Source organism: Pseudodesulfovibrio portus (assembly GCF_026000375.1).
In the GTDB taxonomy this organism is placed as follows: domain Bacteria; phylum Desulfobacterota; class Desulfovibrionia; order Desulfovibrionales; family Desulfovibrionaceae; genus Pseudodesulfovibrio; species Pseudodesulfovibrio portus.
The window spans coordinates 1,963,204-1,989,971 of record NZ_AP026708.1 but is presented as its reverse complement, the minus strand read 5'-3'; the positions used below and the strand labels follow the sequence as shown (position 1 = coordinate 1,989,971).

At 61.9% G+C, this 26,768-nt stretch carries 23 protein-coding genes; 6 read left to right on the top strand and 17 right to left on the bottom strand.

The genetic code is table 11. The features are described 5' to 3' along the window. Positions 1 to 33: 33 nt before the first annotated feature. From OO730_RS09605 to OO730_RS09595, 3 genes are all read right to left on the bottom strand, one after another. Complete coding sequence (locus OO730_RS09605) at positions 34 to 1,803, bottom strand: aldehyde ferredoxin oxidoreductase N-terminal domain-containing protein (protein WP_264981246.1); 1,770 nt, start codon at positions 1,801 to 1,803, stop codon at positions 34 to 36. Next, a complete protein-coding gene (locus tag OO730_RS09600; protein ID WP_264981245.1) occupies positions 1,800 to 2,228 on the bottom strand; it encodes a 4Fe-4S binding protein in 429 nt (142 codons plus the stop codon). Before OO730_RS09600 ends, OO730_RS09605 begins: the two co-directional genes overlap by 4 nt. A gap of 173 nt (positions 2,229 to 2,401) precedes the next feature. Next, positions 2,402 to 4,024, bottom strand: a complete 1,623-nt coding sequence (locus OO730_RS09595) for a glycosyltransferase family 4 protein (RefSeq protein WP_264981244.1) — start codon at positions 4,022 to 4,024, stop codon at positions 2,402 to 2,404. A 261-nt stretch (positions 4,025 to 4,285) separates the two neighbouring features. Between OO730_RS09595 and OO730_RS09590 the strand changes: the two genes are divergently transcribed. Then, entirely contained in the window at positions 4,286 to 5,779 is a 1,494-nt protein-coding gene (locus OO730_RS09590; RefSeq protein ID WP_264981243.1) for a sensor domain-containing diguanylate cyclase, read from the top strand. Positions 5,780 to 6,243: 464 nt separating this feature from the next. Here OO730_RS09590 and rlmN read toward each other — a convergent pair whose 3' ends face one another. The 12 genes from rlmN to OO730_RS09530 all read right to left on the bottom strand — a co-directional run bounded on the left by rlmN (position 6,244) and on the right by OO730_RS09530 (position 17,393). Next, positions 6,244 to 7,278 carry a 23S rRNA (adenine(2503)-C(2))-methyltransferase RlmN gene (gene rlmN / locus OO730_RS09585; RefSeq protein ID WP_264981242.1) on the bottom strand — a complete coding sequence of 345 codons (1,035 nt, stop codon included), beginning with the start codon at positions 7,276 to 7,278 and terminating at the stop codon, positions 6,244 to 6,246. 49 nt (positions 7,279 to 7,327) lie between these two features. Continuing rightward, positions 7,328 to 8,152: a hypothetical protein gene (locus tag OO730_RS09580; protein WP_264981241.1), complete on the bottom strand. Its 825-nt coding sequence runs from the start codon at positions 8,150 to 8,152 to the stop codon at positions 7,328 to 7,330. Between the two features lie 373 nt (positions 8,153 to 8,525). Next, entirely contained in the window at positions 8,526 to 9,359 is an 834-nt protein-coding gene (locus OO730_RS09575) for a hypothetical protein (protein WP_264981240.1), read from the bottom strand. Beyond that, entirely contained in the window at positions 9,356 to 9,586 is a 231-nt protein-coding gene (locus tag OO730_RS09570) for a Bbp19 family protein (RefSeq protein WP_264981239.1), read from the bottom strand. The genes OO730_RS09575 and OO730_RS09570 overlap by 4 nt, the downstream gene beginning before the upstream one ends. After that, positions 9,579 to 11,297, bottom strand: coding sequence for a portal protein (locus tag OO730_RS09565; RefSeq protein ID WP_264981238.1), 1,719 nt, complete (start codon positions 11,295 to 11,297; stop codon positions 9,579 to 9,581). Before OO730_RS09565 ends, OO730_RS09570 begins: the two co-directional genes overlap by 8 nt. A 1-nt stretch (position 11,298) precedes the next feature. Next, positions 11,299 to 11,583, bottom strand: coding sequence for a hypothetical protein (locus tag OO730_RS09560; RefSeq protein WP_264981237.1), 285 nt, complete (start codon positions 11,581 to 11,583; stop codon positions 11,299 to 11,301). A gap of 240 nt (positions 11,584 to 11,823) precedes the next feature. Beyond that, complete coding sequence (locus OO730_RS09555; RefSeq protein WP_264981236.1) at positions 11,824 to 13,167, bottom strand: glutamine synthetase family protein; 1,344 nt, start codon at positions 13,165 to 13,167, stop codon at positions 11,824 to 11,826. A 177-nt stretch (positions 13,168 to 13,344) separates the two neighbouring features. Beyond that, the gene (locus OO730_RS09550; protein WP_264981235.1) at positions 13,345 to 14,277 is read right to left on the bottom strand and encodes a radical SAM protein; all 933 of its coding nucleotides are present in this window, start codon (positions 14,275 to 14,277) and stop codon (positions 13,345 to 13,347) included. Between the two features lie 26 nt (positions 14,278 to 14,303). Further along, positions 14,304 to 14,723, bottom strand: a complete 420-nt coding sequence (locus OO730_RS09545) for a universal stress protein (protein WP_264981234.1) — start codon at positions 14,721 to 14,723, stop codon at positions 14,304 to 14,306. 103 nt (positions 14,724 to 14,826) lie between these two features. Next, positions 14,827 to 15,456, bottom strand: a complete 630-nt coding sequence (locus tag OO730_RS09540; protein WP_264981233.1) for a glycosyltransferase — start codon at positions 15,454 to 15,456, stop codon at positions 14,827 to 14,829. Between the two features lie 12 nt (positions 15,457 to 15,468). Further along, positions 15,469 to 16,452 carry a helix-turn-helix domain-containing protein gene (locus OO730_RS09535; protein WP_264981232.1) on the bottom strand — a complete coding sequence of 328 codons (984 nt, stop codon included), beginning with the start codon at positions 16,450 to 16,452 and terminating at the stop codon, positions 15,469 to 15,471. A gap of 362 nt (positions 16,453 to 16,814) precedes the next feature. Beyond that, positions 16,815 to 17,393: a hypothetical protein gene (locus tag OO730_RS09530; RefSeq protein ID WP_264981231.1), complete on the bottom strand. Its 579-nt coding sequence runs from the start codon at positions 17,391 to 17,393 to the stop codon at positions 16,815 to 16,817. 158 nt (positions 17,394 to 17,551) lie between these two features. On the opposite strand from OO730_RS09530, the gene OO730_RS09525 reads away from it, so the two are divergent. Next, positions 17,552 to 18,274, top strand: a complete 723-nt coding sequence (locus OO730_RS09525) for a putative rhamnosyl transferase (RefSeq protein WP_264981230.1) — start codon at positions 17,552 to 17,554, stop codon at positions 18,272 to 18,274. 63 nt (positions 18,275 to 18,337) lie between these two features. Continuing rightward, positions 18,338 to 19,291 carry a sensor histidine kinase gene (locus OO730_RS09520; protein WP_264981229.1) on the top strand — a complete coding sequence of 318 codons (954 nt, stop codon included), beginning with the start codon at positions 18,338 to 18,340 and terminating at the stop codon, positions 19,289 to 19,291. An 85-nt stretch (positions 19,292 to 19,376) separates the two neighbouring features. On the opposite strand, the gene OO730_RS09515 is transcribed toward OO730_RS09520, so the two are convergent. Together OO730_RS09515 and OO730_RS09510 are read right to left on the bottom strand one after the other, a co-directional pair. Beyond that, the gene (locus OO730_RS09515; RefSeq protein ID WP_264981228.1) at positions 19,377 to 21,371 is read right to left on the bottom strand and encodes a methyl-accepting chemotaxis protein; all 1,995 of its coding nucleotides are present in this window, start codon (positions 21,369 to 21,371) and stop codon (positions 19,377 to 19,379) included. 139 nt (positions 21,372 to 21,510) lie between these two features. Further along, positions 21,511 to 23,025, bottom strand: a complete 1,515-nt coding sequence (locus OO730_RS09510; protein WP_264981227.1) for a GNAT family N-acetyltransferase — start codon at positions 23,023 to 23,025, stop codon at positions 21,511 to 21,513. Between the two features lie 368 nt (positions 23,026 to 23,393). Between OO730_RS09510 and OO730_RS09505 the strand changes: the two genes are divergently transcribed. From OO730_RS09505 to OO730_RS09495, 3 genes are read left to right on the top strand one after another with little or no spacing between them, the layout of a single operon-like run. Beyond that, on the top strand, positions 23,394 to 24,923 hold the full coding sequence (locus tag OO730_RS09505) for a YifB family Mg chelatase-like AAA ATPase (RefSeq protein WP_264981226.1): 1,530 nt from the start codon (positions 23,394 to 23,396) through the stop codon (positions 24,921 to 24,923). An 18-nt stretch (positions 24,924 to 24,941) separates the two neighbouring features. Next, entirely contained in the window at positions 24,942 to 26,507 is a 1,566-nt protein-coding gene (locus OO730_RS09500; RefSeq protein ID WP_264981225.1) for an anti-phage dCTP deaminase, read from the top strand. A gap of 36 nt (positions 26,508 to 26,543) precedes the next feature. Beyond that, positions 26,544 to 26,741 (top strand): hypothetical protein, encoded by a 198-nt coding sequence (locus tag OO730_RS09495; protein ID WP_264981224.1) that lies wholly within the window; start codon positions 26,544 to 26,546, stop codon positions 26,739 to 26,741. Positions 26,742 to 26,768: the final 27 nt, after the last annotated feature.

Here is a 26,768-nt window from a genome sequence, read left to right as displayed (position 1 = left end):
GCAACCACTTTTTTGGATGCTTGGCCGGTTTTTTTAATCGTCTTCCTTGTCCCCGGGCTCATCGACGGGGGCGCCCATTTCGAGGATTCGGGCCGCGTAGCCCGCCCGGAGGGCTTCCATGTAGTCCGTATCGAGCGGGCCCTTCCAGGTGGTGATCTCGGTGTACCGCTTGGGAATCCTGACCTTGTCCGGACGGTAGCCCATCCGGAGGCGGAGCCGCCAGCGGAGCTTTTGCACGCGTGCGCCGATCTCGGCCACGGAGCCGTGCAGTTCGCCATAGCCCACCGAGGCCATGGCCTCGGCCAGCAGGTCGTCCTTGTACACCCCGCGCGAGAACAGGCAGCCCACCATGCAGTTGAGCACGATGCGCTCGCGGCCGTCCTGGACCAGGAAATCCAGCGCCCTTTTCACGTCCTTGTCCTCGTGCTTCTGGTCGTAGGCGTAGCCCCCGGAGTCCAGGTGGGAGTGGCGGAAGCCCAGCCCCTCGGACACGAAGAAGACCTCGCCCGTGGCGTAACCTGCCATCTCCTGGCCGAGCACGCAGGCGAAATCCTGGCCGCCGTATCGTTCGGCGCAGCGCATGGTGCCCTTGGCGATCAGCGCGTAAAACTCGTTGGGCGGACGGCTGATCAATTCCACGGCCTTCATGTAGGTCTCGGCGTCGCCCCACTTGAGGTCGAGCACGGTCTCCTCGGTGGAGACCACGCCCTTTTCCAGGGCCTCGGTGGCCCAGGCCAGGGCCACGCCCGCGGACATGCAGTCCAACCCTTCCTTCTCGATGACGTCCAGGATGCGCAGGACATCGGACGCGTCCGTGACCTCGAGCATGCCGCCGCAGGAGAAGATCGGCTCGTAGTCGTAGCCCACCTGGCGGTACAGGTACTGGTTGTTGGTCTGGAACTGCTCGCGCACGAAGCCCACGTGGATGCAGCCCACCGGGCAGCCCGCGCAGGCCGCGTTCCTGAGCAGCGTATCGTCCGCAAAGGTCTCGCCGGAAATGCCGTCGGCTTCGGGGCTCGACGTCTGCTGCAGGTTCTTCCAGGGCAGGCTCTTCAACTCGTTGAGCGGGTTGATGTTCACCGCCGTGCCCAGGCCGTGATACTTGGCCATCATCTCGGTGGTGGTCAGCTGCTTGAATATTTCCTTGTACAGCTTGGGGTATTCCTTGCCTTCGGGCAGGCCGAAGCCCCGGTCGCCCAGGATGCAGATGCCCTTCAGGTTCTTGGCCCCCATGGCCGTGCCGCCGCCCATGCGCCCGAAGTGGCGGAAGGTGTCCACGTTGATGCAGGCGTAGGAGGACAGGTTCTCGCCCGCCGGTCCGATACGCAGGATGGACCGCCGACCGGAGCCGGGGAACATCTTGCGCAGCACGCGCCCGGTGTGGATGGCGTCAAAGCCGCGCAGGTACTCCACGTCGCGGGTCTCCACCCGGCGGGACCCCACGCAGAGCGCGGTCAGCCGCTTGGCCCGGCCCGTGACCACCAGGGCGTCCAGGTCGGCAAATCGCAGGGACAGGGCGGACTTCCCGCCAGCGTAACTCTCGGTATACTGATTGTGGTACGGGGAGCGAAAGGCGCAGCACGTCTTGCTCATGAGCGGGAAGTAACCGGTCAGCGGCCCGATGGCGAAAATCAGCGGCTGCTCCGGGTCGTCCCAGTCTCGGTCCACATGCCCGTATTTGTCGAACAGATGCGCCGCCAGCCCGGCTCCGCCCAGGTAGTCGCCCCGGCCCGGAAGCTCGACGATGGTGGTCTTTCCCGTGGTCAAATTGACCATCATGATGCGGAAGTAATCCCTGATCATCGGGCACCTCCTTCGGCTTCCCTCTTGGGCAGTTCGACCATCTCCAGGCAGTCGTGGGGACAGAACGGCACGCACTGGCCGCAGTTGAGGCAGACGTAGGGGTTCACCTCATGGTCGAGGAAGATGGCGTCCACGGGGCACGCCTTGGCGCACTCCCCGCAACGGATGCACAGATTCTTCTTCTGCAGCACGCCGCCGTCGCGACGCTGGGTCAGGGAACCGGTGGGGCACGCCTCGGCGCACGGGGCCGGGTGGCAGGAAAGGCAGACGCGGGCCTCGAAACCCGTGGACAATCCTCCGGACGAGGATATGCGGATGCCCGCCTTGTTCCAGGACAGGACCTTGTGCACCAGGCGGGCGCAGGCCAATGAACACGAATGGCAGCCGATACACCGCTCCATCCGCGCCGCTCTGAGAGCTTTCATGAGATGCCTCCGGCGGTCGGGGGAAGGGGAGAGGGAACCCCTTTGAAAAGGGCTCTCCCTCTCCCCTTCCCCCGAACCCCCATCCCCTCTCCCTTCCCGAACTTCCCGGCGCCGCTTCGCGGGGTACGCGACGCGGCGCCCTTTGCCGGGCGGGCAGGGGGTTGTGATTCGATTTACATGATTTGCAGGATATCCTGCTTCAGCGCCCACAGGATATGATTTTCTACTTTGGTGACATCCAGGTGGGACGCGATGCCGAAAACCTTGCCCATCAGGGTGACAGTGTCAACCGGCTTGCGCGTGAAAAACACGATTTTCCTGATCACGTCGAGGTCGATGGCGTCGTGCATGCCCGCGTAGAGATTCGGGTAGTCCTTGTCGCGGTAGAAGGCCTCGCCCGTACGGCCCGCCTGAAGCATGACGTCGGCGGACAGGGCGCGGGTCGGGTAGTGGCCGAACAACCGGGCAAAATCCGGGGCCAGGGGATGGGGCGCGTCCCGCAGGGGTTCCGCGTCCACCGGTTCCTCCCACAGCGCGTCCCACAGGCGGACGTACCGGTCGATGACCGCAGGCCAGGAAAAGGTTTCCTCCACCCGCGCCCGTGCCGCCGCGCCCATGGACCGGCGCAGGTCCGGCGACTCGATGAGCCTGCCCAACGCATGGGCCAGGGCCGGGATGGACACCGCCGTGCGCTGGGCCAACCCCAGGTGGTAGTCGCTGTCGAACGAGAGCGGGGCCATGGCGTCCAGGTCCGGAGTCCGGGCCGGACCCACGGTTTCCACCAACAGGCCGGTCTCGTTGTGGGACACGATATCCTTGTACCCGTCGTAGTCCGAAGCGACCACGGGCAGGCCGAAGGCCCCGGCTTCCACCAGCGTGATGCCGAAGGTCTCCTGCGGGTTGTCCGCGATGGACACGAATATGTCGGCCTCCCGGAACAGGCGGATCTTCTCCGCCTCGGTGGGCCGCAGCTTCACGGTGAGCGGGATGCCGGCGTTGCGGGCCAGATGGGTCAGGGTGTCCTGATAGTGGATCGACCGGTTGTCGTCCCAGCCCGCCAGCACCAGTTCCACGGACTCCGGGTCCAGGCCGTCCTGCACCAACCGGTGCACGGCGCGGACGAGCGGCACCAGGTCCATCTTGGAGGTGTGGGAAATACGACCGAACACGAGCAGCCGCACCGGGCCGGTTTTTTCCTCCTGTCCGGGCCTGAGCGTCTCCGTGTCCACCCCCAGGGGAATCCGGGCCAGGGATGGCGCGGGATGGCTCTCCCGGCTGAGACCGAACCCGTCGCGCAGGGACTCGAAATAGCGCTCAACGGTCTGTCTGCCGTCCCCGGAGGTGCACACGATGCAGTCCCTTGCCGTGGTTCCCGGCCACAAATGCTTCAGGAAGGCCTCAGGATACTGGGCGTAACTCAGGGAGTGGATGACCCCGGTGACGGGGAATGTTTCCGGGCTGTACCGATTGCGCACGCGGGCCACGAAGGGCTGGTGGGTGATGCAGTCGGAGAGGTGAAAACAGTGGTAGGCGGTCGCCCCCAACATGGCGGGCAGCTCGCGCCTGGGCATGAAGCGGAGCCGGTTGCTCCCGGACATGTCCGGGACGATTCTTTTCAGATGATTCGACAGGGACTCCACGGCCTTCCGGTCCGGGAGGAAGAAATGATACTCGTCGAAGGGATCGGCCCGGAGCAGGTTGTTCAGGAACGCGGTGTTGGCCACTATCCGGCCCATGACCGGGCCGCCCTGGACAAAGGGGTCCAACGTGCCCCAGATACGCTGTTTTTTCGCCATACATAGCTAGGAACCGCATCAGGCCCTGTTTGTCAATGGCTTGCCCGTCGGGGCACGGCAATCTTTTCCTTGGCCGCGCCCTGGCCTCCCAGCTATATGCAATAAGAATTCACTTTCAATTCAGGCTATTATCCGCCGCCTTTTTCCTTGTTCCAGGCCATAAAACTCCCACGCGCGCCTTTTGGCCCCGTTTTTGCTCAACCCCCTGTGCGGACAGGGAAGTCCGTCAATGCTTTGACGCATGCAAGGAGTTACGGAGACATGGCCAAGATGATTAAGCGAAGCAGACGGCCGGAGCTCATGTGGGGGCTCGGACTGGACAAGACGCTGGCGCAGCAGATCGAAAAAGGGGTCGGCCCCGGTTTTCACCTCCGCAATTATCCGGCGGATTCGCTGCCCAACGATCGCGACCTGACGCACGACGAAAAACCGTCTGCGGCCTGGATACCCTGGTCCGTGTGGACCTCATTCCCCGAATTCCGCAGGGAGGCATACCGCAACCAGGATTCCACCCAGCGCATCCTGATCCAGGACCACGGCGACACGGACCTGGAAATGGAACAGGTGCTGGCCGAAGGATTCCTGACCGTTGTCCGCACCCCCCTGACCCGCCCGAAGATTCAGGATGTCATGTTCCGGGCCAAGGAAGTGACCTCCATGTATTCCGATATTTACCGCATGACCGAAGAGATCATGCTGGAACGCGAGCTGCTCTCCCGCAAGACCGACCAGCTCCTGTTCCTGAACAGAATCCTCGCCTCGGCCACCGAGTCGCTGGAGGCCACCACCATCCTGGCCAACGCCAAGGAAACCCTGTCCCTGGTGCTGCCCGTCAAGGTGCTCAACGCCGCCTTCTGGAACCGCCAACAGGCATCCGAGGTGGCGGACGTGGAAATCTTCCTCAACGGGAAGATGCCCCCGGCCACCGAGTCCGCATGGGTGGAGCACCTCATGGCCTCGGCGTCCACCATGGGGTCCGGACCCGTCAACGGGTTCCAGGTCGTGCACACCGATCCGGCGCGGCGGCCCGAGTACGCGCACAAGCCCGATGACGGCAGGCTGGTGACCATGCCCCTGACCGCAGGCAACGAGACATTCGGCTGCCTGGCCCTGCTCTGCGAGCCCGGGCACCGGCTGGGCAAGGACCAGGTGGAGACATTCCGCTCGGCCATCAACCACATCGGCCTGGCCCTGCGCAACGCCTTGACCTTCAAGGAAGTCAAGCTGCGCGCCGACCGCGACGGGTTGACCCGCATCTACAACCGCCACTCCTTCGAGGAGCGGCTGGTCTACGAGATCAAGCGCAGACGCCGCTACAACCACGACCTCTCCCTGCTCATGGTGGACCTCGACCACTTCAAGTCCGTGAACGACACCTACGGACACAAGGCGGGCGACATGGTGCTGCAGAAGGTGGGCGAAATCCTGACCAAGACATTCCGCACCACCGACCTGGCCGCCCGTTACGGCGGCGAGGAGTTCGTGGTCCTGCTCCCGCACACCTCGGAAGAGGCCGCCTGGAAGCTGGCCGAGCGCGTGCGCGAAAACGTCGAGTCCTGCAAGTTCTCGTTCGAGGACAACGTGTTCACCGTCACCGCCTCCATAGGCGTTGCCTCGGTGGAAGGCGGCGCGCTGACTTCCGACGACGACCTGATCATCAAGGCGGACAAGGCGCTCTATCAGGCCAAGAACAACGGCCGCAACATGGTCGTGGTGTCCGGGCAGCCTTCTTCTTCCCAGCCTGCTGTGCAGTGACCCGGCTTGCGATAGCGGGCCGCCTGCGAATTTTTCCAGCGAAAACCATCCTCACCGTAGACGGCTACGCCTGCGGTGATTTTCGCTGGATAAAATCCACATTCGACCCACTCTCACAAGCCTCACGCCGTTGTGTGCGGGCTGCTTTCCGCTTCGCTTAAGCAGCTAGATAATTGGTCGGGGAATTGGAAGATGGGAGAGCGCGGCGTGTTGCTTCATTGACGCCGTTTTCGTTATCCAAAGACTTTTATTCGGGACGGTGCCGAGAACCCGCTGTTGGGTGGCTTTGCCACCCAAGGCGCTCTTGGTGCTTGGGCAAAGCTCTTCGACAACCAAGAGCCCTCGCCGCCAGGCGACACAAAAAGCTTTGGAAAAGAAAGGGGATGGGGGTCTGGGGGAAGGGGAAGGAAAGACCTTTCTCGAAAGGTTTTTCCTTCCCCTTCCCCCAGCCGCCGGAGGCAATCCTACTTCATTTCCTCGGCCTTGAGCTGGCCGCAGGCGGCTTTGATGTCGGCACCCATGGAGCGGCGGATGAAGGCGGTGAGGCCGTGATCCCAGAGGCGTTTTTCAAAGGCTTCGACCTTGTCGCGTTCCGGGGCGTCGTAGGGCATGCCCTCGGTGGCGTTGTAGGCGATGAGGTTGATCTTGCCCTTTCTGCGGTCGATGAGCCGGGCGAGCTGGTCGGCGTGCTCCAGGGAGTCGTTGACGTCCTTGAGCAGCAGGTATTCAAAGGTGATCCGCTCGCGGGGGCGCATGGGGTAGGCCTTGAGGGCGGCCATGAGGTCGTCGAGGTGGACCTTGGCGGCCTTGGGCATGATTTTGGCGCGCAGCTCCTGGGTGGGCGCGTGCAGGGAGATGGCCGGCAGGGCGATTTCCAGGTCGCCGAGAATCTTGAGCTTGTCCGGGAAGCCCACGGTGGAGACCATGGACCGCCGCCAGGACAGGGACAGGCCGCGCTCGCAGGGCAGATCGGTGAGCACTTTTATGAGATTGTCGAGGTTGAGCAGCGGCTCGCCCATGCCCATGAACACAAGGTTCTTGAGCGGGTTCATCCCCTGGTCCTCCAGGTATTGCCGCCCGACGAGAATCTGGCCCATGATCTCGCCGTAGGTCAGGTTGCGCTCGAAGCCGAGCTTGCCGGTGTTGCAGAAGGTGCAGGCCATGGCGCAGCCCACCTGGGTGGACAGACACTGGGAGTAGCGGTCCTGCATGGGGATGAGCACGGTCTCGATGAGCGCGCCGTCGCCCATGCGCAGCAGGAACTTGATGGTCCCGTCCTTGCTTTGGGCGACCTTGGCGATCTCGGGCCAGGCGATGGCGGCCATGGACATGACCTTTTCGCGCAACGGCTTGGACAGGTTGGTCATGGCGTCGATGGAACGGACGCGCTTCTGCCACAGCCACTGCCAGATCTGCTCGGCCCGGAAGCGGGGCTCCTTGAGATCCTCGGCAACGAACGCTTCGAGATCGTTCTTTGTCAGTTCGATGAGATTTTGCATGCGTGCCCCTTGTGTCCGCTCCGGGCAGCCATGTCAAGCCGGGCGACCGTTACTTGTCCCGGATTCCCTTGCGGACGTCGGCCAGGGCCGAGGCGAACCCGGTCAGGAACAGGGCCTCGGCCAGCACCTTGCAGCCCTCCTCCACCACTTCCGCGATTTCGCGGACGAGCGGGGCTCCCTGCTCGCCCACGAGCCAGTTGAAAAAGTCGGGGCGGCTGGACGATGCGTCCGCGCTCACGGACATGAACAGGGCGGCGAAGCCCGCGCCCAGCAACAGGATGCACCGGCGGAAGCGGAGCATTTCCTTGGAATAGAACCACAGGGTCACCAGGCCGATGATGCCGTAGACGCCCACCAGGAGGTCGTCCAGACGGCTGGTCCAGCCGGTTTCCTTCATGTGCGCGAGCTTGTGGAAGGAACGGTCCAGACCTTCGTGGATCAACACTTTTTCGTCCAGGGCCAGGAACACGAAACCCACGCCCATGATCAGCCAGATGAGGCTCTTGTCCTTCCAGCGGATGGGGCCTGGACCGTTGCGCAGTTTCCAGACGGCAAAGGAGATGAAGGCGATGACCAGAAGCTGGCACACCGAAAGCAGGGTGATGACGCCGTTCTCGTCAAAGGGCATGCGCTTGTACATGGAGAAGGCGAGCTCCAGCCCGGCGCTGAGGATGATGGCCGCGGCCAGTTGCCAGAAGACCAGGGCGAGCCGGATGGGCCGCTCGGGCCGAAGCACGGTGAAGGCGGCGCTGCACACCAGGAGCATGGGCAGCAGGTGGGAAAAATAACCACGGGCGAAAAACTCCCCGTTCTGGATGGTTGTGCCCGCGATGACGGCACCCAATATGATCAGGCAAACCCTGGCGTAGCCCACTCGGCCTCCTTGGATAGTGTTGCGACACGTCCGCGCACTGCGTCAAAGCCCCGTGCAAGGACCCGGACCCCGGATGTTCTCGGGATACATACGCCTTACATTTTTACTTTTCAACGGAGGATTTGAGACTTTTCGTCCTTGCGATGCGGCAAGGGCACGGGCTTACCCTTTTCGCGATCCTCTGGACGCATTTCCATTGTTTGGCGTCCATCGGCATCATGCCTGGGCCTGGCTGGGACAATCGATCTGTCCAACTTTTCGCCCGGCTTGTTTTCCTCCCCGTAGTCGTGGTTCAGGGAAACTTCCCTGCCCTCCTTGTGGTGCGGGCCGGGGGAAAAGGGTAAAACCCCGGCCCGCTGTTTTGCCGGAGCCGTTAAAGGCGGCTGCCGGGGACGTAATCGCCGGGATAAAGGGCCTCGAAGCCCTGGTTGACCTTTTTCACGAACTCCTTGTCGCGTCGGGACGGGTCGGAAAAACGCGGGTCGCGCATCATTTCGCGCAGCCGCTCCAGGGACAGGTCTTCGCCCCAGGCGCGGGCCGATCCGCGCAGGCCGCCCTCCAGGACCATGGGCGCGAGCTTGGCAAAGGCGTTGATCACTGCGGCGTGGTTGCCCGCGTTGGTCCTGTCCAGCACGGCCAGCAACTCGTCGCCGCCGATGGCCTCGGCAGCGCGCATGGCCTTGTCCAGCATGGCCGGAGTGTCGCCGCGATGAACGGAACGCAGGGCGTCCAGCTCGGCCTGACGCAGACCCGCTGCCTCGGATTCCAGCCCGTGGTGGGCATCCATGGCCAGGGGCATGAACCACTCGTACAGCCCGGCCACCTGCCTGGGATTCAGACCCAGTTCATGCGCCTTTTCCCTGAGGCCGTTGATCACTTCCTCGCGCACCTCGAACCCCTCGGGCAGGTCCATGTCCGGCAGCTCGTACCCGTCGGCCTTGTCCGGGCGGCCAAGGGCGGCGTACAAGGCGGCCATCTCCTCGGGCCCCTCGTCCTCGCCGGGCACGCGCAGGTAGCCCTCAGGCGTCTTGCCGAGCATGCGCTGGGCGTGGACCAGGGCCTTCACGGCCTCGTCCTTGGAAGCGTATTTCGCCAGCGCCGGGTGGTCGCGCAGCGGAATCTCGGTCTCCACGCCGTCGTCGCCCGGATGCATCACGGTCCAGTCCTCGGGAAGGGTCATCTGCCACTGTTCGGTATTCTTGGTCATCGTTCATTCTCCTTTGTGATGAAGTTGGTTTCGTCGATCATGTGCTTGACGTGCAGCACCAGGGACCTGCGGCCCTCGTTGAAGGCGGTGCGGCCCTTGTCGGTGGAAAAGGAGGAGCGCGAAAAGCACCCCCGCTGTTCCAGGTCGGCCATGACGGTCCGCCCGTCCGCGCAATCGAAGAGCCGCCTGTAGGCGCGGTGCAGTTCCAGGGGGTTGTGGTCAGGCATGGGACGCCTCCTGCCCGGGTTCGGGCTGCCCGAGGGCGGCTTCGCGGGATTCGACCTGTCCGCCCGCCAGCATGCCCCATATGTCGGTGAGCACGTTGGGCCGGTCCGTGTAGGCCTCGGAGAGGGTCTTGGCGATGGCCGCCGCATTGGCCACGGTCGAGGCGGTCTGCGCGGCAGAGGCGGCCTGTTGTTTTCCCTCGCGGGCGGAGGCCACGGCGTCCTCGGGCTTGAGGTAGTCCGACGGGGTATTGAACAGCTCGGCCACGTGCCGGGCCACCCGGTCGGTGTCGAAGTTGTCCATGATGCCGAATGCGTCGCCGCTGCCCACCAGGGGGCTCAGGTACTCCATGACCTGGGCCAGCCCCTGGGCCTCGTACTGTTTCTGGGCGCGGGCGACCGGGGAGGTGTAGCGCACCTCCAGGTCGTCCGGGGTCAGCCCTTCCGGGAAGGCGGGCAGCGCGCCGGAGCGCAGCATGATGCGGAAGACGCGCTTGATGAGCGGGCTCAGGAATTCGGTCTGGAGCCTGCCCAGGACCGGGCCGAGCACGCGCATTTTCTCGGCCTGCCGGATGACCGCCTCGGTGGCCGTGACCGCAGGGCCTTCGGCTGTGAGCTGGTCGCCCATGAAGATGCGCCGGATGGACTCGCGGCGCTGGTTCATCATCTCCTCGGTGGCGTGCAGGTCCACGTTCACGGGCAGGGCCTGGATGCGGTCGGACGACCCGGCGCGGAAGTAGGACAGCCCGCCGGGACCGGAACGCACCGGGCCAAGGAAGCCGTCGTCCGGCACCATGAGCGGCGGGTCGGCCATCTTCTCGGCGGCCATGAGCGCGGTCCGGGCCATGGCGTTGAGCACGCGGGTGTCGGACAGGGCCGTCTGCCCCGGGCCGCGCCCGTATATCTCGCCCGCCGCCTTGGCCCAGCGCGGCACCATGTACGGCATCTCGAGATACCCGGACTCCTCGACGATGCGGTCCGCCTTCACCTCAAGGTACACGCTGGCGTAGGGGAAGTTGGCCACCCCGAAGCCGCTCGGGTCGCGATCCGTGCGCGGGAACACCGCGTGCAGGATCTCGACCTTGTCCTCGGGCTTGTCCTCGGCCTTGCGGAGCGTCTCCTCGGAGCAGCCCGCGCCCCACTCCTGGACCGCCTGGCGGGCCGACACCTCGTACTTGCGGTACACGGTGTCCACATGGCCGCGTGCGGATTCGGCAACATACACCTCGCCCAGGGGCCGGGTGGAGAACCTGACCATGGTGGAAACGTCGGACTCCACGTACATGACCGCCGTTCCGAGCAGGACGATGTCGAGGTACAGCTCGTGAACATGGGTCTGAAACCCGGTGTCCTCGGCGTTGAAGACCGCCACCATGCGCTGCCGGGCGTCCTGCAGGAAACCGCGAACCTCGGCCGAGTCGGCCAGGGCGCGGTCCTTCACGGCCACGTCGAACCACGGCATGGCCGGGTTGGTCAGCAGGCCGCCCAGCGACGAAGCCAGCAGCTCCAGGGCGTGCAGGGGCGTGGAGTCGAAGATGCGCGAATCACTGGCACGGCCCCGGAAGGAGATCGTGCCGGACGTCGAGGCGAAGCTGTTTTTTCTCGGCAGCATGTACTCGGTCAGCTCCTGCCAGGCAGGCACCCAGGGCTGCCGGGCCTCCTCAAGCCCCTTGAACCGGGTGAGCAGGGATTTGGCAAGTTCCTGATGTTCCATGCTACTCTCCCAGCTTGTTCTTGAGCTTGGCGGCGGCCACTTCCGGTTCCTCGACCAGCGATGCCGCGCCCTGGGCGAGCAGCGAGCTGCGCTTGCGTTTCTCCTCCAGTTCGCGGGCCTCGGTGATCTTGGCGCGGTCGCGCTTGCGGTCCTCGGCCTCCTGTTGCTCCTGCTCCGCCTCGCGGGCGGCGCGCTCCTTTTCAAGACTGCCGGAGCCGTCCTTTTCCCGGGACATGCCCATGACGGTCGAAAACACGGTTGAAATCAACGATGCGGATCCTCCCATAACAAAAAACCTCCTTTGGTTTGTTTGGGAGGAGTCTACCCCGGGTTTTCGCCGAAACCGGGTTTTGCGAATGAATGTATAGTGAAAACAGGCTATAGGATAAAATTAGCGCTTGACAGGGGGACGGGCATCCCCCCGAATCAGGCCTCTTGAGGTCGGAAAAAAGGCAAGGCCGGAGACAAAAAAACCCGATCCGGCAGAGAGCCGGATCGGGCCGTAAAGCCTGTTCCCGTAAGCCGCCTACAGAATCGGCAGGTACTTGTCCAGTTCGTATTCGGTGACCTGGGTGCGGTACTCGTCCCATTCGGCGAGCTTGTTCTCCACCAGGGCGGTGTGCAGGTGTTCGCCGAGTACATCCCTCATGAACCTGGATTTCTGCAGGGATATGGCGGCCTCGTACAGGGAGCCGGGCAGGGCCTTGATCTTGTTGCGCCTGAGCTGGCGGTCGTTCATGGAGAAGATGTCCTCTTCGACCGGGTCGGCCAGGACGTAGTTCTCCTCCATGCCCCTGAGGCCTGCGGCCAGCTGGACCGCGAAGCAGAGGTAGGGGTTGGCCGCCGGGTCCGGGCAGCGCAGTTCCATGCGGGTGGCGTTCTCCTTGCCGGGCTTGTACATGGGCACGCGGACCAGGGCCGAACGGTTGCGCCGGGCCCAGGCGATGTAGACCGGGGCCTCGTAACCGGGCACGAGACGCTTGTAGGAGTTGACCCACTGGTTGGTCACGGCCACGAACTCGGGCGCGTGCTTGAGGATGCCCGCGATGTAGGACTTGCCCTCGGCGGACAGGTGGTATTCGTCGCCGGCGTCGTAGAACACGTTGCGGCCGTTCTTGAACAGGGACTGGTGCACGTGCATGCCGGAGCCGTTCTCGCCGAAGATGGGCTTGGGCATGAAGGTGCCGTAGCAGCCGTGCTTGCGGGCGGTCTCCTTGACCACCACCCGGTAGGTCATGGCCGTGTCGGCCATCTTCATGCCTTCCTGGTAGCGCAGGTCGATCTCGTGCTGGGACGGGGCCACCTCGTGGTGGGAGTACTCCACCTGGATGCCCATGGCGTCCAGGGCGAAGATGATGTCGCGGCGGATGTTGTTGCCCAGATCCAGCGGCGGGGCGTCGAAGTAGCCGCCCGCGTCCAGAATCTCGGTGTCCTGGTCGTCGGCAAAGAGGAAGAACTCGAGCTCGGGGCCCACGTAGAAGGTGTAGCCCTTCTCTGCGGCCTGGCCCATGACCTTCTTGAGCACATAGCGGGAATCGGCCTCGAACGGCGTGCCGTCGGGGTTGACCACGTCGCAGAACATGCGCGCCACCGGGCGCTCGGACGGCCGCCAGGAGCAGACCTGGAAGGTGGTCGGATCGGGCATGGCCACCATGTCGGACTCGTCGATGCGGCAGAACCCGAGAATGGAGGAGCCGTCAAAGCCCATGCCTTCCTCAAAGGACGCCTCAAGCTCGTTGGGCGTGATCTGGAAGCTCTTCAATGTGCCGAGGATGTCCACGAACCAGTATTGGATGAAGCTGATGTCGTAATCCTTGACCGCCTTCATCACGTCGTCCGCGTTTTTGCAATTGAAAACCGGGATGCTCATGTCTCCCTCCGGGGTTGGGTTTGGTGAATATGTCCTTGTAGTCTTTTTTCGGCGTCGGTGCGGCACCTTGACCACACCCGTTCAGATTTGGACCTTACCAGTTGGCCGCATCCAGAGACAACCCAAAAAGTCCCGCATCCGGCGGCCTGCGGACCGAAATTTGTCTTTTACCCGATATTATTCCAAAAACCGGGCCCAAAAACGGTCGTTTCGGTCATCCAGCCGGATCAACCCGTGCTTTTCGGCCTCGGCCTCGGCCGTCCGGAACTCCTCCCTGGTGCACATCCGGTCGATGGGCGGGAGCAGGTCGGCCCCGGCGCAGGGGCGGTACTGGTCCATGAGGTTGAGACAGGTGTTTTTCGACAGCCCGGCCAGGAATTCCATCCATTGCCCGGTCCCGGCCACTTCTCCCGGCATGACCAGGTGGCGCACAAGCAGCCCGCGCACCGCCGCCCCGTTCTCCACGACCAGGTCGCCCACCTGGTGGTGCATCTCGGCCACGGCCCGCCGCGCCCGCTCCGGATAGTTCCCGGCGCACAGGTATTTTTCGGCCAGTGCCGGGTCCCATATCTTGACGTCGGGCATGTAGATGTCCACCACGCCGTCCAGCAGGCGCAAGGCGTCCACGGAATCGTAGGCGCCGGTGTTGTAGACAAGCGGCAGGTTGAGGCCGTGCTCGATTCCGACGGGCAGTGCCTCGAGAATCTGCGGGATCACGTGGCTCGGGGTGACGAAGTTGATGTTTCCGCACCCCCGGTTCTGCAGGTCGAGCATGACGCCCGCCAGCTCCTCCGGGGTGGCCGGGAGCCCGGCCCGTGGATCGCGGCTGATGTCGGCGTTCTGGCAGAACCGGCAGCCCAGGTTGCACCCGGCAAAAAAGACGGTGCCGGACCCGTTTTGGCCGACCAGCACAGCTTCCTCTCCGAAATGGGGATTGAAGGCGGCCACCACGGCCTGCCTGCCCGCGCCGCAGAAACCGGTCTCGCCCCGCATGCGGTCCACCCCGCATGCTCGCGGGCACAACCGACAGTCCGCGAGCCCGTCCAGGGCGGCCGCGATGCGTTCGGCCAGTTCGCCGGATGCATGCAGATCGAGATAGGCGGGCCGCATGGTCAGGGAAAATACCCGGCCAGAGGCTACTTCACGACCAGGACAGGCTTGTCGGTGGTCTGCAGCACCTTGTGGGTCACGGACCCGAGGAACAGCCCTTCCAGGTCGGACTTGCCCTTGGACCCCATGACGATGAGGTCGCACTTTTCCACCCTGGCCACGTTGGCGACGACCTCGGCCACGTCGCCGCCCACCACCAGTTCCTGGAAGTCCACGGAGGCCTTGGTCAGCTTGTCCCGGTAGTGGGCAACGACCTCCTCGGCCCCCTTGGTCAGGTACTCCAGCAGCTCGTTGGCGTTGGGCTGGCCCAGGCCGGTGGGCACGGTCCGGCGCACGTGCAGCAGGACCACGGTCCCGGTTTCGCCCGCCAGGTCGATGGCCATGTCGGCGGCAACGTCCGACATGCGGGAACCGTCCACGGGAAGCAGTATACGGGTGATCTTCATGGCTCCGCTCCTTTGTTCGGGTTGGCGCGCCTCCACAGGGGAGGACTCGATGCCAGTATACCCGAATCCCCGGAAGGAAGCCAACCCCTCCCGGTCCGTGCGGTCAGATCAGTTCCATGAAGGAGAGCAGCGCTTCGGTTGACGCGGCCATGGCCTCGCCGTCCACGGAAAGATCCGCTGCGGGCAGGGGTTCGTCGATGACGGTGGTGGCCGCATTCCCGGGCAGGACGCCGAAGGCGCGGAAGAACTCCCGGTCCTCCGGGTTGCGGAACACGATGCCGTGGCAGGCGGAAAATCCGCCGCCCATGAAGTATTTGGCATAGGCGTGGACCACCCGCCGCTTCCAGCCGGACATCTCGGTGAACGGATAGCCCAGCCCCGTGACCAGGGCGTAGATTTTCTTGGGATGGTCCACCCAGGTCATGCGCGCCGCCATGGGCCCGAAGGTCACGGGCTTGTGCGAGATGCACAGGACCACATCGGGCTTGATGCGGAACAGGACCTGTTTCAGGTGGAGCAGGGTCCCCAGGTCGGCCAGGGGCGAGAATCGTCCGCGCGTCAGCGGATAGGTGGCGTGCTCCACGCCCAGCTCCTCGATGGACGCGACCACGTCCTCGTCCGCCAGGGGTGCCAGGGCATGCACCTTGTGGCCCAGTTCCACCAGCCTCGACAGGAGCGGCGTGCGCACCGACAGCAGGGCGCGCGCGTCACCTTGGATCACGACGACATTCATGCGACCCCTCTCCTAGACCTTGTCCTTGACCTGGCGGAAGAACTCCTGGAGGAACTGGGGCGAGGTCTGCCGGTCGTTGACGTCGAGCCGGTCGAACAGGACGACCAGGTTGCCGCGCGGCGTGGTGGTGGTGGAGAAGTGGAGGGAGTGGGAGTCCCTGCCCGGCGACCGGATGGTATAGACCCACGCTTCGCCCTCCCGGGCCCAACTGCTCAACGAAGACCCGTTCTCCTCGGCCTCGCGGACCAGGATTTCCAGAAAGCCGGAAAGAGGCAGCCGACCGGGTACGCCCAGGAACTCGCCCTGGTCGTTGCGGATGACGATGGGGGTGTTCAGGAACGCATCGGGCGGCGACGTGAACTCGACGGCTTCGGCCTCCTCCTTTTCCAGGGCGTAGGATTCCACTGCCCCTTCCGGGCTGTGCACGTTGACGATCTTGCGGGCGCGGACCCGCTGTTCCGGCTCGGACGGCGGCGTAAAGGAATTGACCGGCTCGGTCTGCCGGGATTCGCCGGGGTGCTGTGCGAGGAGAACGGCCATGGCCTCCCGGTTGGTTGCGTCGGCCTCGAGGAGCCGCGTCAGCACGGATTCGACCTTTCTCAACCGCTGCTCGGCCTTGGCCTGGGCCGTGGCCAACCCGGCCATGCCCTGCATCATCTGCCCGGCGGTCTCGAAAAACTTCTCCATGTATTCCTGGGTAATGCCACCAGAAGCGGCATCCCCGGCGGGAGGCGCGGCGGACCTCGCCCTGCGGACGGGCGGATTTTCCTTAAAGTTTTCCTTTAAGACCTTGCGGGTCTCGTTGACCGACATGCCCTTGGCAAAACAATCGCGAATCTTGAGGCAGACCTCCCCGGCATCGCCCTTGAACCGGATGGGCTTGCCCCTGGTCAGAACCGGAATGAAACCGGGGAACTTGCGGCGGTAGCTCTTTATGGTGGTCTCGGACACGCCGCACAGGCGGGCCAGGTCTTTATGCGTATAGGTATCGGCCATGATAACTGCTCATCCTCGGGCTTGTGGGCGGCGTGGCCCCCGTGGTCAGGGCCAGTCGCCTGGGCCGGAACCTGAGGCGGCTGTCCCAGACGCAGGACACCTTGCTTGGCCGCACGCCCGTGTTGCGGGTTGGGGTGTGTTTCTTGCCAAATCTGACTGCAACGGCATTGGGTACGGCACCAAAAGCGAGTCGGATCACCGGTCCTCCTGGTTTGAAATCGTCACCTATCGTCACCCTTGTGCGACAATAAAAAACAGAGAACGAAACTTACCGATACCCTATCTAGAAATTATCTAGAGGTCAAGGGGTGTGCACGGATTTCACCGTTGCGGGAGGGGTTCACCCAAGGCGGTTGCAGGGACTAATTGAACTTGATGGTGGCCACGTCGGACTTCTTCACCACGATCAGGGCCTTCTCGTAATTGTCGTTGAACGCATAAAACGAATAGGTGTCGTTGGAGTCGCTGCCCAGGAACAGGCGGGCGTTCATGAAGACCAGCTCCTTGCCTTCCTTGGTGGTGATGATGAAGTTGTTCGGATCCTTGAAGATGAACGCGTCCCACTTGGCCACGTCCTGGAACCGGGTATAGCTGATGACCGTGGAGGTGCGGCCGTTGAGTTCCCCGGAAATGTACAGGTAGTACTTGCCGAGCTTGGCCAGGCCGAGCACCTCGATGGTGCTGCCGTTGGCCAGTTGCAGGGTGGCCACCGGGCCTTCGGGAACGATGTCCTCGACCTCGTTGGTCGAGCTGAGGCCCGCTTCCGTGCCGGACGCGCCCTCTTCGGAGGCATCGGCCTGTGGCGCGGCGGCCTCGTCGCCGGTCTCCTGAGCCACGGCTGGCTCCATCGGCTCTTCCGGGGAATCGTCGAAAAAGCCGCATCCCCCCAGGGCCAGGGCGAGGGTCAGGGAGAGCAACAGGGCTTTCAGAATGGTCCGCATGGATCCTCCGTGTGGTTCGTGTGAAGCCCCCTTTTAGCAGGGAACCGGCGGAGAATCCAGAACAGGATGCCCGGACCGGACCGCGCTGTCCCGTTGTCGGCGAAGACCGAAAATGCTACCTCAAAATGAAACCGACGGCCTGCAAACGGAGGAACGCCGTGAACCATCATCATTTCATCATCACCCGTTTCAACGTCAATATTTACGACATCGAGTTCCCAAAGCGGCTTGAGGACACCTGGCTGTCCCTGCGCTTCGAGTTGTTCCAGAAATACTGCTTTCCCACCGTACGGGCGCAGCTGAACCAGGATTTCACCTGGCTGGTCCTGTTCGACGAGCAGACCCCGGCCCGGTACCGGACCTTCATCGACATCTACGCCCGGTACGACAACTTCGTCCCGGTGTACTGCGGCCCGTTTCAAACCATCATCCCCACCGTCATCGCCCGCATGAAGGAAATCGCCCCGGACGCCGAGTGGTTCCTGACCACCAGGCTGGACAACGACGACGCCCTGTCCACAGGGTTTGTCCGGTGCCTGCACGAGGTGGTGGACAACCTGAGCGAACCCGGCCTGAAGCCCTCGGACACCCTGTACGTCAACTTCCCCAACGGCCTGCAGTGGTGCGACGGCGATTTCTACGACTTCGAGGACCTGACCAACGCCTTTGTCTCCCTGTTGGAACGGCGCGACGACCCGCACACGGTCTTCTGGGTCGACCACCCTTCCATCTACGACGCGGCCCCGGTCATCCAGGCCAAAACCGCGCCCCTGTGGCTCCAGGTCATCCACGACATGAACGTATACAATTATGTTCGCGGCGCGAAGGTGGACGCCGCACCCCTGATGCGGCAGTTTCCCTGCGATTTCGGCTCCGCTTGAAAAACCGACATTTTCACTTCGAATATAATGGCACTTTTGGACGAACCCTCCAATAATTAAGTCATGATTCGAAAATCTCTTCTGGCGGAAATCCTGCTCTATGCGGGCATCATGGTCCTGGGAACATGGCTGCTGGTAGAACTCGACGCATTCGACCGGCTGTACGCCTTCAGCCGGGCCCATGAGGACTGGGAACTCGACGAGTTCATTCTCCTTATCCCGGTCGGCATCATCTGCCTTGTCCTGTACTCCCTGAAACGGTCGCGAGAACTCCGCGCCAGGGCGCTTGAATTGGAAAAGGCCCGCAAAGAGCTGGCCGAAATCCACGAGCAACTGGTTGAAATGGACCAGACCAGGGAGCGGTTCATCGCGGTTTCCTGTCACGAGTTGAAGAGTCCGCTGAGCGGCATCGTTCACTCCCTGAGCCTTCTTGAGCTGGGCGGTGATGAAAACGAGCGCAAGGAAGCCGTCGATCTGGCCAAGTCCGCGGCACGGGAACTGGCGTCGCTCATTGACGGGGTGCTCGAATTCGCCCGCCTTTCCAACAATGAGCAGGACAACCTGAACACCTTCCCCCCGCAAAGGCTGCTCGATTCCGTCCGGACCCTGGCCCTCCTCCAGGCCGAGGCAAAGCAGTTGCAGTTGCAGACAACCCTGGACGCGGACGTCCCCGATTCTCTGATCGGCAACGAGGCGGGAGTGCGTCTCGCCATCCTGAACCTCGTGGGCAACGCCATCAAATACACCGAATCCGGACACGTTTCGGTCCACCTGTCATGGGACGGGAAATACCTGATCGCCACGGTGACCGATACCGGCATCGGCATACCCCAGGACAAACTGGAATCCGTTTTCAAGCCCTTCCGAAAGGTGGACATGACCGGCGGAGCGGGAGTCGGACTCGGGCTGGCCATCGCCAACCGCCTGGTGAACAGCATGGGCGGCACCATTTTCGTTTCCAGCTCGGTGGGAAAGGGGACCCAGTTCACCCTCCGCGTTCCGGCGGAACCGGCCTGAGTCCTCCGGGCCGCACACCCGACACGAAAAACCCCGGGACGCCATGGCGGTGCCCCGGGGTTGCTCGTATCCGTGCGGCGTGCGGTCAAAACCTATCAAATCCGTCATCTTCGGGCGAGCCCTCAGGCAGCCGGGCCCGCTCACGCCGGGCGGCCTCAAAGGACTCCTCGGCCAGGCAGACCTGGGAGGTGTCCACCCTGAAGTAACTGATGGCTTCCTGAAGCGTGGCCGCCTTGGAGGAAAGGGTGGCCGCCGTGGAAGCCACCTCGTCGGCAGCGGTGGCGTTCTGCTGGACCACCGAATCGGAATCCTGCAGTGCGGTGGACACCTGGTTCACGCCCGCGCTCTGTTCGCTGGCCGCCGCCGATATTTCCTGAATGAGCTCGGCGGTTTTCTCGATATCCGGGACCATCTGGGCCAGCAGTCGGCCCGCTTCCTCGGCCACGGACACGCTGGAAGAGGACAACTCGGAGATGCCCGCCGCCGCGCTGCCGCTTCGTTCGGCCAGCTTGCGGACCTCGGCCGCGACCACGGCGAAACCCTTGCCCGCCTCGCCCGCCCGCGCCGCCTCGATGGCCGCGTTCAGGGCGAGCAGGTTGGTCTGCCTGGCGATCTCCTCGATGATGGTGATCTCTTCGGCGATCTTCTTCATGGCGGCCACGGTGCGCTCCACGGCCTGACCGCCGGTGCGGGCGTTGCTGGCCGCCTGACTGGCTATCTTCTCGGTCTTGGCGGCGATTTCCGCAGACTGATTGATGGAGCCGGACATCTGCTCCATGCTGGCCGCCACCTCTTCCAGGCCGGCGGCCTGGCGGTTGGCTCCCTGGGAGAGCTTGTCGCTGGCCGAGGCCAGACGGCTGCACTCCCCGGCCACGTCACCGGCCACGGACTGGGTGCGGCTGATGGCGTGGGTCAGCTTGCCGCTCATGGTCTGCATGGCCTTCAGGATGGTGCCCATCTCATCCTTGCGGTCCTCGCACCGCACGGAACGCAGGTCGCCGGAAGCGATCTGGGTGGCGATGCCGGCGCAATCGTCGATGGGCCGCATGACCGAACGCTGGAGCACGAACAGGATGATCAGGATGGGCGCGGCCACCAGGACGGCCATGATGCCGCCCACCACCCACAGGACGGCGTTGACCATGTCCAACTGGGTGGCGATGTCCGTGGCCAGGACGATGGTGCCGATCACCTTGCCCCGGTAATCCTCCACGGGGAAGGCGCCCAAGGCTGCGTTGCCTTCCATCTCCACCTGGGTGGAGGCCATGCCCCTGGCCAGAAATTCGTCGGTGGCCAGCTCCTGGATCTCGGTGTTGTCCTGCCCGTAGACCAGCACGTACTTGCCGGCCCGGACCGGATTCTTGGCCGGGTCCTGCAATCGGGTGGTAATGGGCAGCAGCGCCGCGTCCATGTAGAGCAGCGTCTTGACCAGGCCAGACGACTCCATGGACTTGAGGATGGAATCGAAGCCGATCAGGACCTCCACGGAACCGAGGTGGGTGCCGTCGGCAGCGGTCACGGGGGCCAGGCCGCGAATGGTGAAGCCACCGCGCCCGGGCTCGATGCCCTTGATGGGCTTTTTGGTCTTGTTCACGTCGATGACCGTGTTCCGGAAGCTGGAAAGGTCGTCGGAGATGTCCACCCACTTGCCGTTTTTCTTGGCCTGTTTTTCACGCCAGACCCGAACCAGGCTGCGGGCCGTGGGCAGATGGAAATGGGCACGGAAGGAAGAACCGATGTTTTCCTCGTATCCCTTGAAGACCGGGGCCAGGGCCGTGCGGATCATCTCCCTCGCCTTTTGCGCCTCGGGGTCTTCGGGGTCGGTCATGTCTCCCTGGTTGGCGACCTCGAAGGCCCTGACCACCTCGGGCATACGGCTGAACAGGGCCGCCTGCTCCAGGGCGTTGCCCGACATCTTGGCGATGGACTGCTGCGCGTCCTCCACCTTGCCCTGAAGGGTCATGGAGACAAAGGATTCCTGCAACCCGTCGAACTGGGTACTGAGAACGAAATACCCGCCTGCGACCATGGCCAGCGCCATCACCACAAGGGGACCGAGAATCTTGATGCGAATGCCCATGAAGTGCTCCTGATAACTGTTCTTTGTACAGGAGTATGGAGAAAAGACCTTATGAAAACAATTATAATAAAGGGCGAGGCGTTCTGTCGCACCCGAGGTGAAGGCCTGCAGCCCCCCGATCCGCGCGGGCCTGTAGGGCTCAGCGCGCTACCAGGACCCGATCCCGCTCCCCGACCACATAGTCGTAGAGCCGGGCCGTCATGTCGCCGAAGACCTTGATCGCCGCCAAATCCAGGGGGATGTCCACGTACTGCATCAGTATCCTGTCGGCGCCGTCGTGGACGTGGGGCATGACCCCGGCAAAAGAGAAACCCGACCGCTCGCACTGCTCCACCAGCCCCGGCGAGGCAGGGTCGTGGGTGGGAATGAACGCGTACACGGCGTCCTTGCGGTCCTTGCGGCACAGGTTGAGCATGGCCGCCACCTCGTCCACCGTGTCCGCGCCGATGGCGTCCACCGAGACGATGCTTGCGTTGAGCGCGTCCGGGAGGTGATTGAGCCGCACCGAGGAGACGCCCGACGCGGGCGCGGTCCTCAAAGGGCCGAATTCCCTGGGGACGTCCAGCCATCCGTATATTTCCCTGGCCATGGCCTCGTGCCGTTCGGGGATGAAGATGGTCTCGGGCGTCCGGTCAAAGGCGAAGTAGTGGTTGACCACCGAGCCCTTTTCCTGCCTGGATGTCGCCAGTTCCTTGGCCTGCATGCCCGAGGCCGCGATGCCGAGCATCAGGCCGCAGGGGCGGGCGCCCATTTCGTGCATGCCCTTCTGGGAGAACGTGTGCGTGGTGACTGAACAATCGAAGATACCCTTGCAGCCCTCCTGCGCGGCCTTGTCGAAAAGGTGTTGGGCCATCTTCTCGGGCAGCCCCGGCGAGCGGAAGGCCGGATCAACGAAAGCCAGCCCCAGTTCGGGAACCTTGGTCCCCGGGTCATGGTACTTGAGCCCCTCGTGCCCGATGATGGCGCCGCTGTCCCGGTCGATGGCGATGACGGACGTGAAGTCGCCCCGCAAGACCTTGTCCGTCAGCAGCTTGGGGTCATAGAGCATCTCCTCGTGGGTGAAGCCGTAGCACCGCCAGGCCAGCCGACAGACTTCGGCCATGTCGTCGGCGCGGCGAGCGAACCGGATCAGCGGGTCCCTGACCGTTGTCCGCTTCTTTTTCCTCGGCGTCGGCGTGGCTTCCGTCAATTCCGCAGGCAGGCTTCCCGAACCGATCTTCTTGGACAGACGAATCTCCCTGCCCTCCCTGCCGAGGGTCAGGACCTCCACCGAATCCATGAACCGGTGCATGAGCAGCGCCTCGGAGCCGGGACCGTCCACGCCGGTCAGGTCGTCTGCGGAAAACCGCTTCGCCTGCTCGTGGTCGAACGGTATGCCCTTGTCCTTGACCGAGATGACCAGGGAGCCGCCCTCCACATAAAAGGCCAACTCGATGGTTTCGTCCTCGCCCGGCGGGTCGGGGTAGTGGTCCACGCCGTTGAGGAAGGCCTCTTCGATGGCCAGCCTGACGCCGAAGGTTTCCTTTTCGGAAAAGGAGAGCGCCCGGACAACATGGCTGGCACATTCGATGGCCGTATGGACCATGCAGGCACGCACAGGGAGGGAGAGCCGGGCCAGCAGAAGCCGAAAAGGAGAGTCAGTGGGTGTATTCATGGGTGTCCCGGTGAGTTTCGTTTTGAACCAGATAGTCCCCTTGTAACGCAAACACAATAAATTAAACACTTATTTATTCAACTTCATTCGTTCGGCTCCGAAAACAAAGGGCCGTTCCGGATGGTGACGAAACAGGTACGTATTCCGTCACCGTCCCGCACGAGAAATTGCACCGGGAAGTCCACGCCATGAAACTTTCGTCGGACGGGAAGGCGGACGGCCCCCCGGCTTTTCACATCCAGTACGGCGGGCTCAAGAACCGCAAAAAATTGAATAAACAGCGACCGGGTGTTTACAGGGTTCCGAATATCTGAGACTTTTGTCGATATTCGAAACCCAAAACCAAAGCACCTTGCTGGAACTCCTTCATGATCGCCAAAGTCTCCTGCGCCGCCTTGATGGGCATCGACGCCTTCAAGGTCGAACTCGAAGTCGATTTCTCCCGCTCCGGCATGCCCGCCTTCACCATGGTGGGCCTGGCCGAAGGCGCTGTCCGCGAATCCAAGGAACGGGTCTTCTCCGCCCTCAGGAACTGCGGCTACACCGTGCCGCCCGCGCGCATCACCGTGAACCTGGCTCCGGCGGACGTGCGCAAGGAAGGCAGCGCCTACGACCTGCCCCTGGCCATCGGCATCCTGTGCGCCATGGAGATTATTTCCCCGGAACAGGCCGAGGGATGGTTCATGGCGGGCGAGCTGTCCCTCACCGGGGACCTCAAGTCCGTGTCCGGCGTCCTGCCCCTGGCCCTGGCCGCGCGCAAGGAAAACGGCAAGGGCATCATCGTCCCGGCCCCCAACGGACGCGAAGGCGCGGTGGTCAAGGACATCCCGGTCATCGGGGCCACGGACCTCGGCCAGGTGGTGCGCATGCTGCTGGGCGAAGAGGACGTCGAGCCCACGGCCGTGGACATCGACACCCTGTGGAACGAGCGGAGGACCCACCGAAACGACTTCGGCGAGGTCAAGGGCCAGGAGCACGCCAAGCGGGCCATCGAGATCGCGGCGGCCGGCGGCCATAATCTTCTGTTCATCGGCCCGCCCGGCTCGGGCAAGACCATGCTGGCCAAACGCATCCCCACGGTGCTGCCTCCCCTGCGCTTCGAGGAAGCCCTGGAGGTGACCAAGATATATTCCGTGGCCGGGCTGCTCCAGGCGGACCGGGCGCTCATGGTCACCCGCCCCTTCCGCACGCCGCACCACACCATCTCCGACGTGGGGCTTGTGGGCGGCGGACGCTATCCCCAGCCGGGCGAGACGTCCCTGGCCCACCGGGGCGTCCTGTTCCTGGACGAGATGCCCGAGTTCAAGAAGAACGTGCTTGAGGTCCTGCGCCAGCCCCTGGAAGACGGCGAGGTGTCCATCTCCCGTTCGCTGATGACCCTCAAGTACCCGGCGGACGTCATGCTGGTGGCGGCCATGAACCCCTGCCCGTGCGGGTACATGTCCGACGACACCCACACCTGCACCTGCACCCCCCTGGCCGTGCAGCGCTACCGGGGCAAAATTTCCGGCCCCCTGCTGGACCGCATCGACCTGCACGTGGACGTGCCCGCCGTGCCCTACGACGACCTCAAGCAGTCCCGCTCCGAGGTGGATTCCGCCACCATGCGCAGCCGCATCATAGCCGCCCGCGACATCCAGGCCGCCCGCTACGCGGACCGCCACTTCTCCCTGAACGCCGAACTGGACGGCTCGGCCCTGGAAGAATTCTGCGCCCTGACCGAAACCGAACACGGTTTCCTCAAGCAGGCCGTGGACTCCCTGGGCCTGTCCGCCCGCGCATACACCCGCGTCCTGCGCATCAGCCGCACCATAGCCGACCTGGCCGGGGCGGACACCATCACCGCAGACCATCTGGCCGAGGCCATCAACTATAGAAGTATGGACCGGGAAAGATAATTCATAGGAGGCTAGAACATGGCGAGATCAAAACGTAAGGTGGCAAAAGCACTCACAGTAAAGACCGAAAACAAATTATCCTCACCAAGCGATCACATCGACAAAAGAAAGACTCCTGAATTAATATTGGCCTTTTGTGGCCCTGTCGGGAGCGGCGTATCTCATGTGGCAGACATTACGGCCAAAATTTTTGAAGAGTTCAAATATGATGTTGAGTCTATTAAAATCAGCAATTTCATAAAAAAATACTACCCTGAATACAATAATAAAAAAATCGGTGAAAAAAACTACTCTAAACGAATCCAAATTCTACAAGAGGGTGGAAATTGCTTAAGAGATAAATATGACAACGATATTCTGGCTCAACTTTCAATTCAAGATATTGCAGAAAAAAGACACGATGTTAACATAATTGAAGAAAAACAGGTTGTGCCTAAAGAAAGAAGACATATAACAATCATTGATAGCTTAAAACACCCTGATGAAGTCAGACTTCTTAAAAAGGTTTATGGAGAGATGTTTCATCTTTTTGGTGTACTATGTCCAGAAAATACTAGAGCAAACAGACTACACATACATAAAGATATTTCGATGGAAGATGCTTCGAAAATCATTGAAAAAGATAAATCTGAAAAGGACGGACATGGTCAACAACTTCTAGATACCATCCTTTATGCAGATTTTTTTATTCGAAATACTGAAAGAAATAATAAAGAATTAGATTCTGCCATTCGAAGGTACTGTCTACAAATTATGGAAGACTACACAATAACACCGACCCATAATGAATACGCCATGTTTATCGCCTACGCATCCTCATTGCTATCAGGTTGCCTTTCTAGGCAAGTAGGAGCAGCCATTGTTAAAGATGGTGACATTATCGCCACAGGACGGAACGACGTCCCAAAATTTGGTGGAGGCTTATATGTTTGTAACGATAAAAATGATCAAAGATGCTTCCAAAGGAGAGGCGAAGAGTGTTCCAGCGACTTATATAAAAACAAAATACTTGAAACAATTAGACATGAACTAGGTGGACTCCCCTCAGACTTGCTTGAGAATGTATATGAAAAAATTACCGACAAAACAGGCATTAAAAGTTTGATTGAATTCTCACGGGCTATCCACGCTGAAATGGATGCCATAACAACTGCTGCTCGACTGGGGAAAAATGCAACCCAAGACGCTGAGTTGTTTTGTACCACATATCCGTGCCACCACTGTGCACGTCATATTGTGGCCGCAGGAATAAAAACTGTATACTACATAGAACCTTATGAAAAAAGTTTGGCTTTCAAACTCCACGATGATTCCATCGATTCCGGATTAGACGATGGTGCAAATAAAAATGATAAACTTAAAATATTACCTTTTGAGGGAGTAGCCCCAAGAAGGTTTGTCCAGCTATTTCGCTTCAAAAACAGAAAAGCAATTAAGAAAAACCAAAAACCATTGACACAACGGACGCCTTTGGCAGACAAAATAATGGATCGATATACTGACTTTGAAATTTATGTTTTGAAATATTTGGAGCAGACGGTGAAACAGAGGCCTGAGAGCAAGCAGTTAAACTTGCCCTCTTAGCGATGCTAGCTTATACGTTTTTAACGGGAGGACGGCATGGCAAATGGGAAAAAGTCTCGTTTTTCTTATGTACAAATGGGGTTACCTTTGGATGAACCTGATACCCCAAAAAACAACTTGGTAAATTTGAAATCTTTTTGCGAGAAAAAAGAAGAGCAAGAGGAGCTTGAAAAAAAACAAGCGATCAAAGAGCGCTTATTCCGCCACGTTGATGAATTAGGCTGGCAGACTTAAGAAAAGAGCACCTGAATAGGTGCTCTT

Bases quoted from the DNA above. Each gene is read 5' to 3' on its own strand.
- OO730_RS09545 (WP_264981234.1), bottom strand. From the start codon at position 14,723: ATGAAGATCACCCGTATACTGCTTCCCGTGGACGGTTCCCGCATGTCG.
- OO730_RS09515 (WP_264981228.1), bottom strand. From the start codon at position 21,371: ATGGGCATTCGCATCAAGATTCTCGGTCCCCTTGTGGTGATGGCGCTG.
- OO730_RS09570 (WP_264981239.1), bottom strand. From the start codon at position 9,586: ATGCCTGACCACAACCCCCTGGAACTGCACCGCGCCTACAGGCGGCTC.
- OO730_RS09555 (WP_264981236.1), bottom strand. From the start codon at position 13,167: ATGAGCATCCCGGTTTTCAATTGCAAAAACGCGGACGACGTGATGAAG.
- OO730_RS09495 (WP_264981224.1), top strand. From the start codon at position 26,544: ATGGCAAATGGGAAAAAGTCTCGTTTTTCTTATGTACAAATGGGGTTA.
- OO730_RS09540 (WP_264981233.1), bottom strand. From the start codon at position 15,456: ATGAATGTCGTCGTGATCCAAGGTGACGCGCGCGCCCTGCTGTCGGTG.
- OO730_RS09520 (WP_264981229.1), top strand. From the start codon at position 18,338: ATGATTCGAAAATCTCTTCTGGCGGAAATCCTGCTCTATGCGGGCATC.
- rlmN (WP_264981242.1), bottom strand. From the start codon at position 7,278: ATGCAAAATCTCATCGAACTGACAAAGAACGATCTCGAAGCGTTCGTT.
- OO730_RS09575 (WP_264981240.1), bottom strand. From the start codon at position 9,359: ATGACCAAGAATACCGAACAGTGGCAGATGACCCTTCCCGAGGACTGG.
- OO730_RS09565 (WP_264981238.1), bottom strand. From the start codon at position 11,297: ATGGAACATCAGGAACTTGCCAAATCCCTGCTCACCCGGTTCAAGGGG.
- OO730_RS09600 (WP_264981245.1), bottom strand. From the start codon at position 2,228: ATGAAAGCTCTCAGAGCGGCGCGGATGGAGCGGTGTATCGGCTGCCAT.
- OO730_RS09560 (WP_264981237.1), bottom strand. From the start codon at position 11,583: ATGGGAGGATCCGCATCGTTGATTTCAACCGTGTTTTCGACCGTCATG.
- OO730_RS09500 (WP_264981225.1), top strand. From the start codon at position 24,942: ATGGCGAGATCAAAACGTAAGGTGGCAAAAGCACTCACAGTAAAGACC.
- OO730_RS09605 (WP_264981246.1), bottom strand. From the start codon at position 1,803: ATGATCAGGGATTACTTCCGCATCATGATGGTCAATTTGACCACGGGA.
- OO730_RS09510 (WP_264981227.1), bottom strand. From the start codon at position 23,025: ATGAATACACCCACTGACTCTCCTTTTCGGCTTCTGCTGGCCCGGCTC.
- OO730_RS09535 (WP_264981232.1), bottom strand. From the start codon at position 16,452: ATGGCCGATACCTATACGCATAAAGACCTGGCCCGCCTGTGCGGCGTG.
- OO730_RS09530 (WP_264981231.1), bottom strand. From the start codon at position 17,393: ATGCGGACCATTCTGAAAGCCCTGTTGCTCTCCCTGACCCTCGCCCTG.
- OO730_RS09595 (WP_264981244.1), bottom strand. From the start codon at position 4,024: ATGGCGAAAAAACAGCGTATCTGGGGCACGTTGGACCCCTTTGTCCAG.
- OO730_RS09550 (WP_264981235.1), bottom strand. From the start codon at position 14,277: ATGCGGCCCGCCTATCTCGATCTGCATGCATCCGGCGAACTGGCCGAA.
- OO730_RS09590 (WP_264981243.1), top strand. From the start codon at position 4,286: ATGGCCAAGATGATTAAGCGAAGCAGACGGCCGGAGCTCATGTGGGGG.
- OO730_RS09505 (WP_264981226.1), top strand. From the start codon at position 23,394: ATGATCGCCAAAGTCTCCTGCGCCGCCTTGATGGGCATCGACGCCTTC.